At 52.9% G+C, this 17,229-nt stretch carries 16 protein-coding genes; 8 read left to right on the top strand and 8 right to left on the bottom strand.

Annotated features, from left to right (window positions below):
* Nucleotides 1-73 precede the first annotated feature (73 nt).
* Nucleotides 74-784, bottom strand: coding sequence for a hypothetical protein (locus TH4_RS14355; protein WP_157097759.1), 711 nt, complete (start codon nucleotides 782-784; stop codon nucleotides 74-76).
* Between the two features lie 508 nt (nucleotides 785-1,292).
* On the opposite strand from TH4_RS14355, the gene groES reads away from it, so the two are divergent.
* Both groES and groL read left to right on the top strand, forming a co-directional pair.
* A complete protein-coding gene (gene groES / locus TH4_RS14345; RefSeq protein WP_008890518.1) occupies nucleotides 1,293-1,580 on the top strand; it encodes a co-chaperone GroES in 288 nt (95 codons plus the stop codon).
* 59 nt (nucleotides 1,581-1,639) lie between these two features.
* Complete coding sequence (groL, locus tag TH4_RS14340; RefSeq protein ID WP_063088383.1) at nucleotides 1,640-3,295, top strand: chaperonin GroEL; 1,656 nt, start codon at nucleotides 1,640-1,642, stop codon at nucleotides 3,293-3,295.
* Between the two features lie 125 nt (nucleotides 3,296-3,420).
* Here groL and TH4_RS14335 read toward each other — a convergent pair whose 3' ends face one another.
* The gene (locus TH4_RS14335) at nucleotides 3,421-4,515 is read right to left on the bottom strand and encodes an NADH:flavin oxidoreductase/NADH oxidase (protein ID WP_064781644.1); all 1,095 of its coding nucleotides are present in this window, start codon (nucleotides 4,513-4,515) and stop codon (nucleotides 3,421-3,423) included.
* 309 nt (nucleotides 4,516-4,824) lie between these two features.
* On the opposite strand from TH4_RS14335, the gene TH4_RS14330 reads away from it, so the two are divergent.
* Nucleotides 4,825-5,328: an Hsp20/alpha crystallin family protein gene (locus tag TH4_RS14330; RefSeq protein ID WP_064781643.1), complete on the top strand. Its 504-nt coding sequence runs from the start codon at nucleotides 4,825-4,827 to the stop codon at nucleotides 5,326-5,328.
* 92 nt (nucleotides 5,329-5,420) lie between these two features.
* Here TH4_RS14330 and TH4_RS14325 read toward each other — a convergent pair whose 3' ends face one another.
* Nucleotides 5,421-6,542, bottom strand: coding sequence for a PLP-dependent cysteine synthase family protein (locus TH4_RS14325; protein ID WP_064781642.1), 1,122 nt, complete (start codon nucleotides 6,540-6,542; stop codon nucleotides 5,421-5,423).
* Nucleotides 6,543-6,774: 232 nt separating this feature from the next.
* Between TH4_RS14325 and fliN the strand changes: the two genes are divergently transcribed.
* On the top strand, nucleotides 6,775-7,077 hold the full coding sequence (gene fliN, locus TH4_RS14320) for a flagellar motor switch protein FliN (protein ID WP_040823589.1): 303 nt from the start codon (nucleotides 6,775-6,777) through the stop codon (nucleotides 7,075-7,077).
* Between the two features lie 179 nt (nucleotides 7,078-7,256).
* Nucleotides 7,257-8,699, top strand: a complete 1,443-nt coding sequence (locus TH4_RS14315; protein WP_245227903.1) for a PQQ-binding-like beta-propeller repeat protein — start codon at nucleotides 7,257-7,259, stop codon at nucleotides 8,697-8,699.
* 311 nt (nucleotides 8,700-9,010) lie between these two features.
* On the opposite strand, the gene cadR is transcribed toward TH4_RS14315, so the two are convergent.
* Nucleotides 9,011-9,418: a Cd(II)/Pb(II)-responsive transcriptional regulator gene (gene cadR, locus TH4_RS14310; RefSeq protein WP_004364961.1), complete on the bottom strand. Its 408-nt coding sequence runs from the start codon at nucleotides 9,416-9,418 to the stop codon at nucleotides 9,011-9,013.
* A 95-nt stretch (nucleotides 9,419-9,513) separates the two neighbouring features.
* Between cadR and TH4_RS14305 the strand changes: the two genes are divergently transcribed.
* From TH4_RS14305 to TH4_RS14295, 3 genes are read left to right on the top strand one after another with little or no spacing between them, the layout of a single operon-like run.
* Nucleotides 9,514-10,410 carry a cation efflux transmembrane domain-containing protein gene (locus TH4_RS14305; protein WP_064781641.1) on the top strand — a complete coding sequence of 299 codons (897 nt, stop codon included), beginning with the start codon at nucleotides 9,514-9,516 and terminating at the stop codon, nucleotides 10,408-10,410.
* 3 nt (nucleotides 10,411-10,413) lie between these two features.
* Nucleotides 10,414-10,926 carry a signal peptidase II gene (gene lspA / locus TH4_RS14300; protein ID WP_004863699.1) on the top strand — a complete coding sequence of 171 codons (513 nt, stop codon included), beginning with the start codon at nucleotides 10,414-10,416 and terminating at the stop codon, nucleotides 10,924-10,926.
* A 21-nt stretch (nucleotides 10,927-10,947) separates the two neighbouring features.
* Nucleotides 10,948-12,237 (top strand): ISL3-like element ISPpu12 family transposase, encoded by a 1,290-nt coding sequence (locus TH4_RS14295; RefSeq protein ID WP_004574636.1) that lies wholly within the window; start codon nucleotides 10,948-10,950, stop codon nucleotides 12,235-12,237.
* Between the two features lie 257 nt (nucleotides 12,238-12,494).
* Here the strand turns inward: TH4_RS14295 and TH4_RS14290 are convergent, their stop codons facing one another.
* The 4 genes from TH4_RS14290 to TH4_RS14275 all read right to left on the bottom strand — a co-directional run bounded on the left by TH4_RS14290 (nucleotide 12,495) and on the right by TH4_RS14275 (nucleotide 17,144).
* Nucleotides 12,495-14,861, bottom strand: coding sequence for a heavy metal translocating P-type ATPase (locus tag TH4_RS14290; protein ID WP_245227900.1), 2,367 nt, complete (start codon nucleotides 14,859-14,861; stop codon nucleotides 12,495-12,497).
* 42 nt (nucleotides 14,862-14,903) lie between these two features.
* Nucleotides 14,904-16,241, bottom strand: coding sequence for an APC family permease (locus TH4_RS14285; RefSeq protein WP_064781639.1), 1,338 nt, complete (start codon nucleotides 16,239-16,241; stop codon nucleotides 14,904-14,906).
* A 7-nt stretch (nucleotides 16,242-16,248) separates the two neighbouring features.
* Nucleotides 16,249-16,698, bottom strand: coding sequence for a c-type cytochrome (locus TH4_RS14280; protein WP_064781638.1), 450 nt, complete (start codon nucleotides 16,696-16,698; stop codon nucleotides 16,249-16,251).
* Between the two features lie 110 nt (nucleotides 16,699-16,808).
* Entirely contained in the window at nucleotides 16,809-17,144 is a 336-nt protein-coding gene (locus tag TH4_RS14275) for a YHS domain-containing protein (protein ID WP_064781637.1), read from the bottom strand.
* Between the last annotated feature and the right edge of the window lie 85 nt (nucleotides 17,145-17,229).

Genomic DNA, 17,229 nt, shown 5'->3' with positions numbered 1-17,229 from the left:
TTTTATAAAATTCTGAGCTTGGCAATTGAATGGGCGGTCGGCTTTATCAAAGCTGCGGCACCCGTCGTTGCGATTACTGATTCTGGGCCTTGCGAAATGGATCCGTTAGCGCGACGAGGGCAGAGAACTTTTTCATGAAGGGGGCGAATTCCGCGCCAAGATAATGATAAAGCGGCAAGACCGAAATTGTTTCCTCGATTACCGGTGCTGGTGTGTTGCCCAGGATGCCCTGTGTCAGCATGTCGTCGATATTGCTATCTGCGGACAGAAAACGCGTGATGCGCCCTTCGGCATAGGCCTGGTGCTTTTCGGTATTATACATCATTGGCTTGTGCGTGATGCCGGTTTTGGCCGTATCGGCATGGACGTACTTTTCCTGCCATATCACGCCGAGCGTAAAGGCAATCGGCGTTGACGGGTCTTGATCGTTCGGATTGCGCCAAAGCCGGTTTGCGATCTCGCGCAGGGCAACCGATGATCTGACAAAGGCGCGCGAATAGTTCTTTTCAGCGGCAACCGTACGCAGCAATTCACCGTCCACCAGACCTTCATTGAAATGCAAGGGGCCGCGACGCCCCGGCAGTTTGACGGCCTGAAGCGGGCAGCCGAGATCCGCATAGAGTTTTTGCAAGATCACAATCGACTTCTGCGACATCGGGTCATTTTCGACATAGGCAATCTTTTTCGGGCATTCGACATCGGCCTCATCGGCCCAAGCATCAGTGCTGATTGTTTGCGAAGAAAACAAACCGACTAGGGCAAATAACAGAAAAGCAGGCGCCATCAGCTCTTGTCGTTTGCCTGAAGGCCCGGACGTCAGGGCCGATGAATTTTTACTGCATGACATTTTCTGCAATCCGGGTGTTTGCGCGGTCATTGGACGTTATTTGCGTTCTTTGGCTGGAGCTTAGACGTGAAACCCGCTTTTTCATAGGTGTTTGAACCATGCATCTTCGTCGCTTGAACCGGATCTGCCAAACAGCCCTTTGACAAAAGCAAGTGTGACAGCCCGATATATATTCTTTTGCGGTGTTGTGTCGGGGCTTGTTTCCCGGGCATGAAAATGTTTTGATCAGCCCGCTTTAAAACGGGGGCGGATTTTTGCTGCGCTGCGTGCGCGGAAATCGCCAAAAATCGTGACATTTCTGCGTCTTTTTACATCTCCCTATTGACTTTGAACTGGTACTCCAATAAATGCTGTTAGCACTCGCCGGGGGTGAGTGCTAATACGGGCTCATCCCGGTTAGTCTTAGTTATTAACGAGCCTTAGCTTAAACACGGAGTTGTCTAAAATGAAGTTCCGTCCGCTGCATGATCGAGTACTGGTACGTCGTGTCGAATCCGACACCAAAACTGCCGGTGGCATCATTATTCCGGATACCGCCAAAGAAAAACCGCAGGAAGGCGAAGTCATCGCTGTTGGTTCTGGCGTTCGTAAAGAAGATGGCTCGGTCGTAGCCCTCGACGTCAAAGCAGGTGACAAAGTCCTGTTTGGCAAATGGTCGGGCACCGAAGTCAAGGTCGACGGCGAAGAGCTGTTGATCATGAAAGAATCCGACATCATGGGCATCATGGACTAAGTCAGCCCGTTTGGGTGATTTGTCCACGTTCATCCGTCTCATAGAGAGGAAAGAATATTATGGCTGCTAAAGAAGTAAAATTCTCCACTGACGCACGCGCCAAAATGCTGCGCGGTGTCGACATCCTGGCAGATGCTGTCAAGGTGACCCTCGGCCCGAAAGGTCGTAACGTTGTTATCGAAAAGTCCTTTGGCGCACCGCGCGTGACCAAGGACGGTGTTTCGGTCGCCAAAGAAATCGAACTGACCGACAAGTTCGAAAACATGGGCGCACAGATGGTTCGCGAAGTCGCGTCGAAAACCGCCGATCTGGCTGGTGACGGCACCACGACCGCAACCGTTCTGGCACAGGCCATCGTTCGTGAAGGCAACAAGTCTGTTGCTGCCGGCATGAACCCGATGGACCTGAAGCGCGGTATCGACCTTGCGACAACCAAAGTGATCGAATCCATCCAGAGCCGTGCACGTAAAGTTGCCGGTCGCGATGAGATCGCACAGGTTGGTAACATTTCTGCTAACGGTGACCGTGAAGTCGGCGACATGATCGCAGAAGCCATGGAAAAAGTTGGCAACGAAGGCGTTATCACCGTTGAGGAAGCCAAAGGCCTGCACACCGAACTCGACGTTGTCGAAGGCATGCAGTTCGACCGTGGTTACCTGTCTCCGTACTTCGTAACCAACCCGGAGAAAATGGTCGCAGAAATGGATGCTCCGTACATCCTGCTGTTCGACAAGAAAATCTCCTCGCTTCAGCCGATCCTTCCGCTGCTTGAGTCGGTCGTTCAGTCCGGCAAGCCGCTTCTGATCATTGCTGAAGACATCGAAGGCGAAGCACTGGCAACCCTGGTTGTCAACAAGCTGCGCGGTGGTCTGAAAATCGCTGCTGTTAAAGCACCGGGCTTCGGCGACCGTCGTAAAGCCATGCTCGAAGACATCGCCATCCTTACCGGTGGTCAGGTTGTCTCCGAAGATCTCGGCATCAAGCTGGAAAGCGTCACCCTCGACATGCTCGGTACCGCGAAATCGGTTACCATCACCAAAGAAGAAACCACCATCATTGATGGTGCTGGTGAGAAAGCACAGATCGAAGCACGCGTTGGCCAGATCCGCGCCCAGATCGAAGAAACCACCTCTGACTACGATCGTGAAAAACTGCAGGAACGTCTTGCGAAACTCGCAGGCGGCGTTGCAGTGATCAAAATCGGTGGCGCTTCGGAAATCGAAGTGAAAGAACGCAAAGACCGCGTTGACGATGCCCTGCACGCGACCCGCGCTGCTGTTGAAGAAGGCATTGTTGCTGGTGGTGGTACGGCTCTGCTGTACTCTGTCAAAGCCCTCGAAGGCCTTGAAGGTGAAAACCACGACCAGACCATCGGTGTTGACATCGTTCGCCGTGCCCTGCAGGCACCGGTTCGCCAGATCGCACAGAACGCTGGCGTAGACGGCGCTGTTGTTGCTGGCAAACTGCTTGAGCAGGACGACGTAGAGTTCGGTTACGACGCTCAGAAGGGCGAATACACCAACCTCGTCAAAGCTGGCATCATCGACCCGGCCAAAGTTGTTCGTACTGCTCTGCAGGACGCAGCATCGGTCGCTGGCCTGCTGATCACCACCGAATGCATGATCGCCGAGAAAGCCGAAGACAAATCGGCTGGCGGCGCGCCTGACATGGGCGGCATGGGTGGTATGGGCGGCATGGGTGGCATGGGCTTCTAAGCCTTACCCAACCGACCTATCGCATAAGGGAAGGGGCTCGCCATTGGCTGGCCCCTTTTCTTTGTCTAAGCGGCAATAAAAAAGAGCCCGCACACTGGCGGGCTCTTTGATGAATTCAAAAGGTGTCAGCCAAACAGCTTTTTAAGCGTTCTGGGCTGACAGCGCAGATATTGCGGAGCTGCCTTGACCTCGGCGCCCAGCGTTGCGGCGGCATGCCACGGCCAGCGCGGGTCATACAGAATGCCGCGCGCAAGGGCGATGGCATCGGCCTGCCCGGTAAAGGTGATGGCTTCTGCCTGTTCGGCCTCGGTAATCAGGCCGACCGCAATTGTGGTCATGCCGGTTTCGGCCTTGATGCGGGCGGCAAACGGCACCTGATAATTGGGGCCGAGCGGGATTTGCTGATCGATATGAAGGCCGCCTGACGAAACGTCGATAAAATCACATCCGCGGTCCTTGAGGAGTTTGGCAAGCGCGACGCTTTGATCAATATCCCAGCCGCCTTCGACCCAGTCGGTTGCCGAAATACGGATGCCCAGCGGATAGTCGGCGCCAACGGCCTTGCGGATGGCGTCATAGATTTCGATCACGATGCGGGTGCGGTTTTCAAACGAACCGCCATATTCATCGTCACGCTTGTTGGCATGCGGTGACAGGAATTGATGGAGCAAATAACCATGCGCGCCATGAATTTCAATCGCGTCAAAGCCCAGCCGTACGGACCGTTCAGCCGCCTCGACAAAGGCCTGAATGACGTCTGCAATGCGTGATTTTGTCATTGCCTCAGGGATTGGGTCGCCGTCACGGAATGGCAGGGCAGAGGGGGCTGAGACCTGCCAGCCATTTTCATGATCCGGGGAAAGGGCATGACCCCCGAGCCACGGTTTTTCGCAAGATGCCTTGCGCCCGGCATGGGCCAACTGAACCGCAATCGGCATGTCGGAATGGCTGCGCACAGCTTTAAGCGTTTTACCAAGTGCTGCCTCGGTTTCGTCATCCCACAGGCCGACATCGCCATAGGTAATGCGTCCTTCCGGTTCGACGGCGGTGGCTTCGATAATCAGAAGACCGGCACCCGATTGCGCCAGATTGCCCAGATGCATGTCATGCCAATGGGTGACCTTGCCGTTATCGGCGGAATACTGACACATCGGTGCGATGATAATGCGGTTATCAAGGGATAGCTTGCCCAGTGAAAGCGGGGTGAAAAGAGTGCTCATATGCGTTCCTTTAACTCGGACAGTGACGCGCGTGCGCCAATCAATGGGATGAAGCTAATCCGAGGGCGGGGCGGGCGCCAGCGTCGTGTTGAATTTTTCCAGGGAATGGAATGCCAGAAGGGAGTTTTCCAAGCAGCCGATCAGAAAAAATCAAAAATTCGCAAAAAAATGCATCGACCCACTTGCAGAAATTTCCACCCGATCTATCTCAAGATTGGAAAGGGGCATGGTGCCCCGATACGCGTCAAGGTTGCAGCCTGGTCTGGACTGATGGCGCAAGAATACTCGTCTGTAATGGAGGGTACTACAATGACTGGTCTTCAGACTCTTAATGGATCCCGTCGTCCGTCTTCTGCACCGACTTACGGTGATCCTTTCACTCTTATTTCCCGTGACGTTGACCGCATGATCGGTTCGATCTTTGGTCACCGTGCAGCCCCGTCGGCACAGGTATCTTCCGAAGAAGGCGAAGTGACCCAACCGTTGCTGAGCCCGCGGATCGACATCTATGACGGCGAAGATCACTTTGAACTTTCCGCCGAACTCCCGGGCGTTGAACAGGACGACGTCAATGTCGAAGTGCTTGACGGTGTTCTGACCATCACCGGCGAGAAGAAATTCAGCCGTGAAAGCAAGGATGGCGCCCATGTTGTCGAGCGTAGCTATGGCAACTTCAAGCGGTCCTTCCGCCTGAATGACACCATTGATGCCGACAATATTACCGCATCCTTCAAGAACGGTGTTCTGTTGCTTACTCTTCCAAAGGTAGCAGAACAGAAGCCCGAACCGCGCAAGATTGCGGTGACCGGCTAAGGACTGTCTCTCCTCCCTGAGAAGCTTCCCCTGATAAGACTGACGGGCGGTTTAACCGCCCGTCTTTTTTTGTGTTCGCAGATTGGTGAGGCTTAGGTTGCCGAACGCCCGGCGTAACCGCTGCAATGATCAAGCGGCATGTCAAAGAGGCCTGTTTCGTCAAAGCGGTCGAGTGCATCTGTCCACGGTGTCAGGTCGATGTTCTGCGCCTTGAGCCAGTCGGGATTGTAATAGGTATCGCAGTAGCGATCCCCGCCATCACAGAGCAAGGTCACGACCGACCCGGTTTGACCGGCTTTCTTCATTTCCGAGATCAGCGACAGGGTCGCGATCAGGTTGGTGCCTGTCGATCCGCCGCAGCGCCGACCAAGATGCTTTTTTAGATAATAGAGGGCCGCAAAGCTGGCCGCATCTGGGATGCGATACATGCGATCGACCACGGTCGGGTTGAAGCTGGGTTCGACACGCGGGCGACCAATGCCTTCAACGCGCGATCCCTTGCTGTTGGTGACCGAACAGTCACCGGTTTCATATCCATTATAGAAAACCGAGTTTTCCGGGTCGGCCACGCAAAGCTCACAGCCCTGACCAAGGCTTCGGCCATAACGGATATAGCGCCCGATGGTCGATGATGTGCCGCCTGTTCCGGCGCCGACAATGATCCAGCGTGGAATGGGGTGGGGTTCGCGTTTGAGCTGATCAAAGATGCTTTCGGCGATGTTGTTGTTACCGCGCCAGTCGGTCGCGCGTTCGGCATAGGTGAACTGGTCCATGTAATGGCCGCCCAGCTCGCGCGCCAGACGTTGCGATTCCTCATAAATCTGACCGCTGTGATCGACCAGATGGCTTTCGCCGCCATAAAAGGCGATCTGATCGATTTTTTGCTGTGATGTGGATTTCGGCATCACCGCAATAAAGCGCAGGCCAAGAAGGCGGGCAAAATAGGCCTCTGACACGGCGGTCGAGCCACTGGATGCCTCGATGATCGGGGTGTCATTGTTGATCCAGCCATTGCACAGCCCATAGAGAAACAGCGATCGCGCCAGACGATGTTTGAGGCTGCCGGACGGATGGGTCGACTCATCTTTAAGGTACAGGCCAATGTCACCAAGCTTTGGCAGATCAAGGCGGATCAGATGGGTATCGGCAGACCGGTTGAAATCGGCTTCAATCGTGCTGATGGCATCGGCCACCCATTGGCGGTCATAAGGCATGAAACATCCTGATGTCTGGTTGGATCACTTTTTGGCCAAGTTTGGCCCGGAATCGTCATCTGTTTAGGGCAATATAATACAAAAAACGACAGTAAAATTGTGCTGATACATTTTCAGAACCGATCAGCAATCGTCGATTTTATCAGATTGGGCTTGCTAACACTTTTTTCAAAGCTCACCTTTAAGATACAAGCTTCACGATTCTTTCGATTTGACGGGATGGCGCGAAATCATGGCTGACGACGATAAGGACCCGTTTAGCGTACGTATGGGGGCCTCTGACATTGGGGCGGCCTATGACGTGCCTGTGCGTGTGTCAACGGTGATTGGCAAAAGCCAGATCCAGGTCGCGCAATTGATGCGCCTGACCCGTGGTGCCGTGCTTGAGCTGGACCGCCGCGTGGGGGAGCCGGTTGATATCTACGTCAACAACCGTCTGGTCGCCCGCGGGGAACTGGTTGTCGTTGATGAAAATCTGGGTGTGACGATTACCGAGGTTGTCAAAAGCGGTATGGTGATCGAAACCCACCACTAATTGCGAACGCACCGCAATCAACGCATCCCACCGGCTCATGTCTGACGGTGGGATTTTTTTGTCCTCGGTGGAACTTGCAAGGTTTTCAGGCGTTTGTGGATAAACCCCTTTGAAGACTCAAGTTCCGGTCCACTGTCTTTGATGACGGTTGGCGACCTCATTTAGCCGAGGGTTACCCCATGATTAATCTAGTGACATCAGGCCTTCTGGCTTTGATTGGTCTTGCACTTGCTGTTGGCGGTGCATGGCTGATTGCGGTCGGCGGGAGCTTCTATTACGCGCTTGCCGGATTGGCCTTCCTGTTTGCAAGCTTTCTGGCCTTTTCACGCAAGCCCGTTCTGTTGCCGTTTTATGGCGTGTTTACACTCGCAAGCCTGGTCTGGGCTGTGTGGGAGGCCGGGTTTGACTGGTGGCAACTGGCCCCGCGCGGCGGTCTGATCATTGTTGTCGGGCTTTGGCTGATGACGCCTGTTTTCCGCAAAACTTTGGTCCGGGCGTCGCAGGATCAGGACAGCGCAAGCGAGAATGCGACACCGGTTCGGTCCTTTGTGCTTGAAGGTAGTATTGTCATCGCCGTGATCGTTGCGGTCTATTCGATGATGAACAATCCCAATGCAATCGAGGGCACCCTGCCAACCAGTAAGGTTGTCGACAACCCGCAATATGGGGGCTCCGTGCCGAATGGCGATTGGCATCATTATGGGCGAACGAGCTATGGGCAACGTTATTCACCGCTTGATCAGATCAATACCGATAATGTTGCATCGCTTGAACAGGCCTGGGTCTATCAGACCGGTGATTTGAAACGCGAAAGTGACGTGCCTGAAACCACCTATCAGGTCACACCGCTTAAGATCGGCGAGACGCTGTATCTTTGCACACCGCACAGTTGGGCGATTGCGATTGATGCTAAAACCGGACAGGAAAAGTGGAAATTTGATCCGGGTATTCCGCAAAATCCCGACCGTCAGCATCAGACATGCCGGGGTGTCACCTATTACAAGGATGCGGCCACCAACGAAACCGGCCCGTGCACCGAACGTGTGTTCCTGCCGACATCCGATGCACGTCTGATCGCCCTTGATGCGGCAACGGGTGAAATTTGCCCGTCATTCGGGGATGAGGGCACGGTGCATCTGGAAACCAACATGCCCTACAATCCGGCGGGCTATTATTATTCAACGTCGCCGCCGGTGGCCGCTGATGGCAAGATCATCATTGGCGGGGCCGTGAATGACAACTATTCCACCAAATCGCAGTCTGGCGTTATTCGCGCCTATGACATCAATACTGGCGAGCTGATCTGGAACTGGGATTCCGGTAATCCGGAACAAACCGAACCGATCCCCGATGATCAGACCTATACCGCCAATTCGCCCAACAGCTGGTCGGTTTCCAGTGCGGACGAGGCGCTTGGGATGATTTACGTGCCGCTGGGCAACAAGGTCCCTGATCAGTTGGGCATGAACCGCGATGAAAATGTGGAAACCTATTCCTCGTCGATCGTGGCACTCAGCCTTGAGACTGGTCAGGTCCAGTGGGTGCGCCAGACGGTGCATCATGATCTTTGGGACATGGATGTACCGGCACAGCCAGCATTATTTATATTACATTTAATATAGTTCGTTATTATTCAGATCTCTGATTTAAAAGAGTAAATACAAGTATATTATTATTTTTGTTCATACAAAAACTGTTCAGTCAAATTGTATAGGCGGTTAGAAGATAAATGCATCAACACTGACTCGATGAAAATAGATTGGCCAATTGATGATGATCGCATGTATGTAACCCTACAATGTAAATATACAGGATTGCATCTATCAGTGCGTAAACTCGAAATTATGGGTAAGCGGATTAAATGGTTGATCTTACCTTTGCATGAGAGTGAGACAGACCGGCATCTCATCGGATTATCTGGTTGATGCTTCACCTACTGCTGGTGCATGTTTCCTTCGCTAATTCCAGCAAGAACCCCACACGCCTCAACTTCCCGGTCATCGTTGCAACTCGCTCTCAGTGAAACGAGTTGTTTCTCAAGCGCTTGCAGAGCGGTTATCTGCGACCGCACATGAGAGATGTGATCATCGAGCAAGGCGTTGACGGCGGTACAAGGCTGATGAGGATCGTCCTGATAGCTCTGTAGTTCGTGAATCTCAGCCAGTGACAGGCCCAGGATTCTGCAGCGACGGATGAAGGCCAGCCCCTCACCATGCTTCTCGGTATAGACACGGTAACCGTTGTCCTGCCGATCAGGCGGCGGCAACAAGCCCTGCTGTTCATAGAAGCGGATCGTCTGTGTTTCGACCCCTACCAACTGCGCCAACTGACCAATGCGCATCAGCCTCCTCCCCAACGGATTCTTTACTCTATTGACCTTATAGTAGCTTTATAGTTTTAAATGGTACCACAACATTGTTCAAGTGGAGTCGTATCATGAGCAAATCCTGTGGTGGTGCCTGTGGCGGTGATGCAACGTCCGCAGCGGATACCGATATACAGGCCTCCTCCGAGGCGCCAGGGAGATGGGTCAGTGTTTATGCCGTGCCGAAGATGGACTGTCCATCAGAAGAACGAATGATTCGCCTAGCCCTGAACGGCTTTGAGGAGATTCGGGCGCTGTCCTTCGACTTGTCGAACCGCCGGCTGAAGGTCGTGCATGACGGCGAGGTCGAGCCCGTCACCTCGAAACTGAAGACCTTGGGGCTAGGCGCCTCGCTTCAGGAAACCGTCGCTGCAAATCCGGAGACCATCAAGGCCGCCGAGTTTTCGGCAGCTTCTGCTAAGCAAGAATCCGGGACCCTGCGCTGGTTGCTCGGCATCAATGCACTTCTGTTCGTGGTGGAAATGACTGCCGGTCTGATCGCCCAGTCCACCGGCCTGATTGGAGAATCCCTGGACAATTTTGCCGATGCGGCGGTGTACGGGCTTGCCCTTTATGCGGTTGGACATAGCGTGAAAATGCAGGTACGTGCCGCGCATCTTGCTGGTGTACTGCAACTGATCTTGGCTGTGGGCGTGCTCGTAGAGGTGGTGAGACGCTTTGTATTCGGTAGTGAGCCTGAATCGCTGGTGATGATGGCTATCGCATTCGTCGCATTGATTGCCAATCCCAGTTGTCTGCTGCTCATATCCAAACATCGGGAAGGCGGGGCGCACATGAAGGCAAGCTGGATATTCTCGGCCAACGACGTGGTGATCAACCTGGGGGTCATCACCGCCGGCGCCCTGGTCGCGTGGACCGGTTCCAATTATCCGGATCTGATTATCGGCACCATCGCGGGGGGCATTGTACTTAACGGTGCCAGACGCATTTTGGCGTTGAAGGGTTAAATAATGCTCATTATTGGCAAAAAGCTCTCGCCGTATGCCCTATTGTCCATATCGGGCCTGCTGGCAGCGTCTGATCAGGCTGTAAAGTGGCTGGTGCAGCAATCAATGGCCTATGGCGAGTATGTTTCGGTGACCCCGTTCTTTAACTGGGTGCACCTATGGAACACCGGTGCCGCATTCAGTCTTTTTGCGAATGGTGGAGGCTGGCAGCGCTACTTTTTTATCGGAATCGCGGTAGTGGTCTCGATTTTTCTGATCAAGCTGATCCTTGAAAATCGTCATAAAGGAGAAGCCATCGCTTACAGTCTTATCCTCGGTGGCGCCATGGGCAACCTGATTGACCGGGTCTTTCGCGGCTATGTTGTGGATTCCTTTGATTTCTATTGGCGAGACTGGCATTGGCCGGCCTTCAACCTGGCTGATATTGCAATTGTCCTCGGTGCCTTACTTTTCGTTTCCAGCAGCTTGTTGGGTAAAAAAGCAAACACCAATGCCGAGCCGGATGGATCTGACTGACACCTACGCCTATACAACACCATGACCGAACTTCCCGACAACATCCTTCACCTGCCGCAATACCAAGTACTGGGCTGCAAATCAACCGACGACGAAATGCACTTCCAGGTGGACGTGCCCGATCCCATCGCCTGCGAGGAATGCGGCGTGCAGGGTGAGTTCGTACGGTTCGGCAAGCGTGACGTTCCCTATCGTGATCTGCCCATCCACGGCAAGCGGGTCACTCTCTGGGTGGTCCGCCGCCGATACACCTGCCGGGCCTGCAAGACAACATTCAGGCCCCAGCTACCGGAGATGGTGGACGGATTCCGTATGACACTGCGGCTGCATGAGTACGTGGAGAAGGAATCCTTCAACCACCCCTACACCTTTGTGGCGGCACAGACCGGCCTGGACGAGAAGACGGTGCGCGACATCTTCAACGCCCGCGCCGAGTTCCTGGGGCGCTGGCACCGCTTCGAGACGCCCCGCATCCTGGGCATTGACGAGCTATACCTGAACAAGCGCTACCGCTGCATTCTGACCAACATTGAGGAGCGAACCCTGCTCGACCTGCTGGCCACCCGCCGCCAGGACGTGGTGACCAACTACCTGATGAAGCTGAAAGACCGGCAGAAGGTCGAGATCGTCAGCATGGACATGTGGAACCCCTACCGGGCAGCGGTCAAGGCTGTGCTGCCCCAGGCCCGTATCGTGGTCGATAAGTTCCATGTGGTGCGCATGGCCAACGATGCCCTAGAGAGAGTGCGCAAGGGCCTCAGAAAGGAGCTGAAACCGTCCCAGAGCCGGACTCTCAAGGGAGACCGGAAAATCCTGCTGAAACGCGCTCACGAAGTCTCAGACCGGGAGCGCCTCATCATGGAGACCTGGACAGGCGCGTTCCCGCAACTGCTGGCCGCCTACGAGCACAAGGAGCGCTTCTACGGCATCTGGGACGCCACCACACGGCTCCAGGCAGAAGCCGCCCTGGACGAGTGGATAGCCACCATCCCGAAGGGCCAAAAGGAAGTCTGGAGCGATCTGGTCAGGGCAGTGGGAAACTGGCGCGAAGAGACCATGACCTACTTCGAGACGGACATGCCCGTCACCAACGCTTACACGGAGTCCATCAACCGACTGGCCAAGGACAAGAACCGTGAAGGGCGCGGTTACTCCTTCGAGGTGATGCGGGCACGAATGCTCTACACCACGAAGCACAAGAAGAAGGCACCGACTGCGAAGGTCTCTCCTTTCTACAAGAAAACCATCGGTTACGGACTGCCGGACTTCGCAGAGGAACTCAACTACGGAGTCGATCTATCAACCATCTGAGGGTGGTATCAGATTGATGGGGTGAAGGTGCCCCATCAACCATTAAATCCGTATACCCGAAATTATCAAGGTGAAAATAGATTTCTGGCTACCAAGTGTAAAAAGCCGACAGATGAATTTTGGGAACGGATCAGAAGAGATTTAAAGTTCTGAGTGCTGGCTGGTATGTCATTTAAAATGGGCGAGGGGTGAACTGTCTTGTATTAAAGTCAGCCTTGTCTGGTTCACCCCTCGCCCAATCAGTCAATATTGGGATGCTAGTAACTTGCTCGACGTAACCTCAGTGCATTCGCAATGACTGATACCGAGGATAAGCTCATGGCTGCAGCTGCAAACATTGGTGAGATGAGAATGCCAAAGAACGGATAGAGCAGACCCGCAGCAACAGGCACACCGGCTGCGTTATAGACCATCGCAAAGAAGAGGTTTTGCCGGATATTGCGCATCGTTGCTTCCGAGAGTTCTCGGGCTCTAACAATCCCGCTCAAGTCACCTTTGACGAGGGTGAAACCAGCACTTTCAATTGCAACATCAGCGCCCGTACCCATCGCAATTCCGACATCAGCCTGAGCAAGAGCAGGGGCGTCGTTGACGCCATCACCTGCCATGGCTACCTGATGGCCTTCAGCCTTGAGTTCCATAATTAAATTGGCTTTGTCTTCTGGGGAGACATCGGCCCGAATCTCGTCAATGGAAAGTTTATTGCCAACGGATTTTGCTGTTCGTTGGTTGTCACCGGTTGCCATGACGATTCTGAAGCCTTGCTTCTTGAGCGCCTTTAAAGCCTCCAACGTCGTGTCCTTGATCGGATCGGCTACGGAAATGAGCCCGGCAATTCTTCCATCAATAACGACATGCATTACCGTCTCCCCCATATCTCGCCGATCATTTGCTGTTTTATCAACAGCAGAATGATCGATATTGAGAGTCTGAAGGAGTTTACTATTACCTAGGGCAACCGACTTGCCATCCACCTTTCCGGTGACGCCCTGACCGGTTACAGCTTCAAAGTCCTCTGCCTTATCAAGGGACAAGCCGCGCTCCTGAGCAGCACTAACAATGGCGTCAGCCAATGGATGTTCGGATCCTTTTTCGAGCGCCGCAGCGGCAGAAAGAACTTCCTCCTCCTGATAGTCTGATTGAGCGATTACACCTGCTAGTTTCGGTTTACCCTCTGTCAAAGTCCCGGTTTTATCGACGATGAGCACATCGACCTTCGCAAATCGCTCCAGGGCCTCTGCATTTTTAATGAGCACACCAATTTGCGCACCACGACCGGTAGCGGTCATGATTGACATTGGTGTTGCCAAACCAAGAGCGCAAGGACACGCAATGATCAGAACAGCGACTGCTGCGACAAGCCCGTATGACAGTGACGGATCTGGTCCCCAGATGGCCCAAGCGACGAAGGCGATCAAAGCAACCAGGATAACAGCAGGCACAAACTTGCCTGCAACCGTGTCTGCAACCTTTTGGATTGGCGCTTTGCTTCGCTGAGCATGGGAGACCATATCAACGATTTGGCTCAAGACAGTATCTTTGCCAACCCGTTTGGCTTGGATGATCAGGCTGCCATTCCCGTTGATTGTTGCTCCGGTGACATCATCATCTGGATTCTTCTCAATTGGAACGGGTTCACCCGAAATCATGGATTCATCAACTGACGACCGTCCTTCAACGACAACGCCATCGACAGGTATCTTGTCACCTGGACGAACCCTCAAGCTCATTCCGACGGTCACATCTTCAAGAGGAACTTCTCGTTCAGAACCATCATCTTCAATAATGCGGGCTGTTTTTGCAGCAAGACCCAATAACGCCTTGATTGCCGAACCGGTTCGTTCCCGTGCCCCCAATTCCAACAGTTGGCCAAGAAGCACAAGGACAACGATGACAGCTGCAGCTTCGAAATACACACCGACATGTCCCTGTGCATCTCTGAATCCATCAGGAAAAATGTCAGGAGAAATCACTGCGACGACGCTAAATATATAAGCTGCGCTAACACCCATCCCGATCAATGTGAACATGTTGAGAGAACGGTTCACCACAGAATGCCATCCACGAACCATGAATGGGAAGCCGGACCACAGGACAACAGGCGTTCCGAGAACCAACTCAACCCAAAGAGTAACGCGTTCTCCAATCATTTCCCGGATGAAACCCAAACCAACAAAGGGCCCCATCGTTAGAACAATCAGCGGCACCGTAAGAGCTGCGCCTAACCAGAATCTCTTTTTGAAATCCTGAATCTCGGGGTTTGGTTCGTCATTTTCTGTTGGTGTATCCATCGGTTCCAGTGCCATTCCGCAGATCGGACAGGAACCAGGTTCGGATCGTATGATCTCTGGATGCATCGGGCAGGTGTAGCGACCCGAAGTCGATGACGAAGCGCTGTTTGCAGCAGATGCCTCTTCCTCAGTGGACAATACGCTCTCAGGAGAGCTATCGAACTTGCCCTTACATTTCTGCGAACAGAAATAATATGTCTCACTGCCGTACCTCGAGCGTGGTGTATCGGCATCCACTGTGACCGACATACCGCAAACAGGATCCGTCGCGTGTCCTGATTGATCAGACATTTTGTGATTATGCTGGTGCTTCTTATGATGATGCTCAGACATGGTCTGCTTCCTGCTGTTATGCCGCAATGTCACTGCGGTTTATCAATGTCCTGAGTGATCGTGACTGTGCGCCTTGGCCGACTGGTTTATCCAGTTTGACAGGAACCAACGTTCAAAAATGAACACAGCAACGATCATCAAAGTTGCAATGAGAACAATGGATGGGTCGCTTTGCAATTTCATGCCGGCAAAAACGATCAATACGATGATGTCAAAGACAATCGCTGTAATCATAACAAAGCCGCGTGCTCCTATTTCTTGTCGTAGGTACTTAAAGCATCCCCAGTGGATGAGCACATCCATGACCAGATAGAAAAACACGCCAAGTGAAGCGATCCGGCTTAAATCAAAAAAGATTGTCAACAGCGCTGCCACGACAACCGTGTAAACAAGTGTGTGGTCTTTGATTGAACCCGACATTCCAAAATGACTATGCGGGATCATCTCCATATCGGTCAGCATCGCGAGCATTCTTGACACCGCAAACACGCTTGCTAGCAAACCGGACGCCGTCGCAACGACTGCGAGCAGCACAGTCAGATAAAATCCGATGGGCCCCAATGCTGGCTGTGCAGCTTGGGCGAGGGCATAGTCTTTGGCTTTTATCAGTTCGTCCAAGTCAAGGCTTGAACCAACAGCAAGCGCCACGAGAATATATACGACAACGCAAATCAGGATTGAGAACGTAATCGCACGACCCACATTCTTATGAGGGCTCACGATTTCAGCACCACTGTTTGTGATCGTTGTGAACCCTTTGAAGGCCAGAATTGAAAGAGCAATTGATGCGACAAAACCGGCCAATGGAAAGCTCGCGCCGTCGGGTGATGACGGCTCGAACGAGTATCCACCAGCCCACAGCGCTGCAATTGCAAACAATGCAATGCCGCCGATCTTCAACGCGGCCATGACCATTGAAAACAGGCCAACCGATTTGTTGCCAGCTCTGTTAACAGCATATGCAAAAATTATCAGGCAAACACCCAATACCGGTATAAGAACTTCAAGCTCTGTCAGGTCAAACGCCCGCAAAACATAGGTTCCAAATGTTCTTGCGACCAAACTCTCGTTGATGACCATCGAAAAGGCCATCAGCAATGCTGCGCCGCCTGCTATGGCTCCCGGCCCGTATGCTTTTTGGAGGATCATTCCGATCCCGCCTGCAGACGGGAAAGCATTGGACATCTTGATGTAGGTATATGCGCTAAAAGCAGTGACAAGTGCGCCAAACAGGAACGACAACGGGAACCACTTTCCTGCAAGTTCGGCAATTTGTCCGGTCAAAGCAAAAATTCCTGCTCCGATCATAACACCGGTGCCCATGGATATGGCGCCAAGGAGCGAGATACTGTTTTTCTTGTATTCTGCCTGATGATCCATTCCTGCCTCACATTTGGTGTTTTTGGTACGCGATGCCGTTTGCTTCTTGCAGCTCGCGTATATAACGAATGATCCGTGCTACCTGTTCCGAACTGACCTGAGGCTGGGCTGGCATATCGCCAAAGGGCCAGTGATGTTGTTTTGCCCCGTTTTGAACAGCTAGATAGAATGCGCGATCTGAATGATGTCCCGGATTGTAGATTCTGTGCATCAGCGGCGGGCCTTGCTCTGTGCCTGTTGCATTGCCTCCGTGACAAGCAGCACAGTTCATATCGAAAAGCTGGTTTCCTACCATGGCTTCCTTGCTGAAACTGGGGAGCGCAATCCCGCTATCAGTCAGTTCAAGATCTTTGATGTCATCTTTCCCGGGCAGAAACGAATTCAGGGTCATGGCGATGATCCCTACTGCGAAAAAACCGATAACCAAATACTTTGGCCAATTGATTTGTTTTTTCATTTTCTTCGGGCCTTTGTTTTATGCGTATGTATCAAATATTCGAAGACACGTGAGACCAAGGGAACTAGTCAACCCTGGTCCTGTTGCTGCCGCCTATTGATTTCGCTGAACTAGCTTGGCGATACGTGAGTTTGTCGGCTAATTGCGCTGCCATCGACATAGGTATCTGGCGACACTTCAAATTTCGAACGACAGGTGTCTGAACAGAAGTAGAATACTTCACCGCCATAAATGGCTGTTTTGGCGATGCGCGGATCGACAGTTTTATGACAAACCGGGTCAACGGCGGACTGAGGGTGCTCCCATCGGATTGCCTCAGCCTGACCGTCCGCTTGTTTCTTATTGTGGGTGTGCTTTTTGTGCCCAAACATGTGAGCACCGCAACCAAAGCGCATCATCAATATGATGAAGGCTCCCCAAAGCAACCAACTGAGAATATTTTCCATTTCTCTTCGCCATCCCATAAATACCTTTAGGTATGACTGTTCCGTCTGAAAGCAGCATGGTGCAGAACACCAAGGCTCAATCTGT

The sequence above is a fragment of the Thalassospira tepidiphila MCCC 1A03514 genome, from assembly GCF_001662875.1.
Lineage (GTDB): Bacteria > Pseudomonadota > Alphaproteobacteria > Rhodospirillales > Thalassospiraceae > Thalassospira > Thalassospira tepidiphila.
The sequence above is the reverse complement of the archived record's forward strand: the minus strand, read 5'-3'. Positions and strand labels throughout refer to the sequence as shown.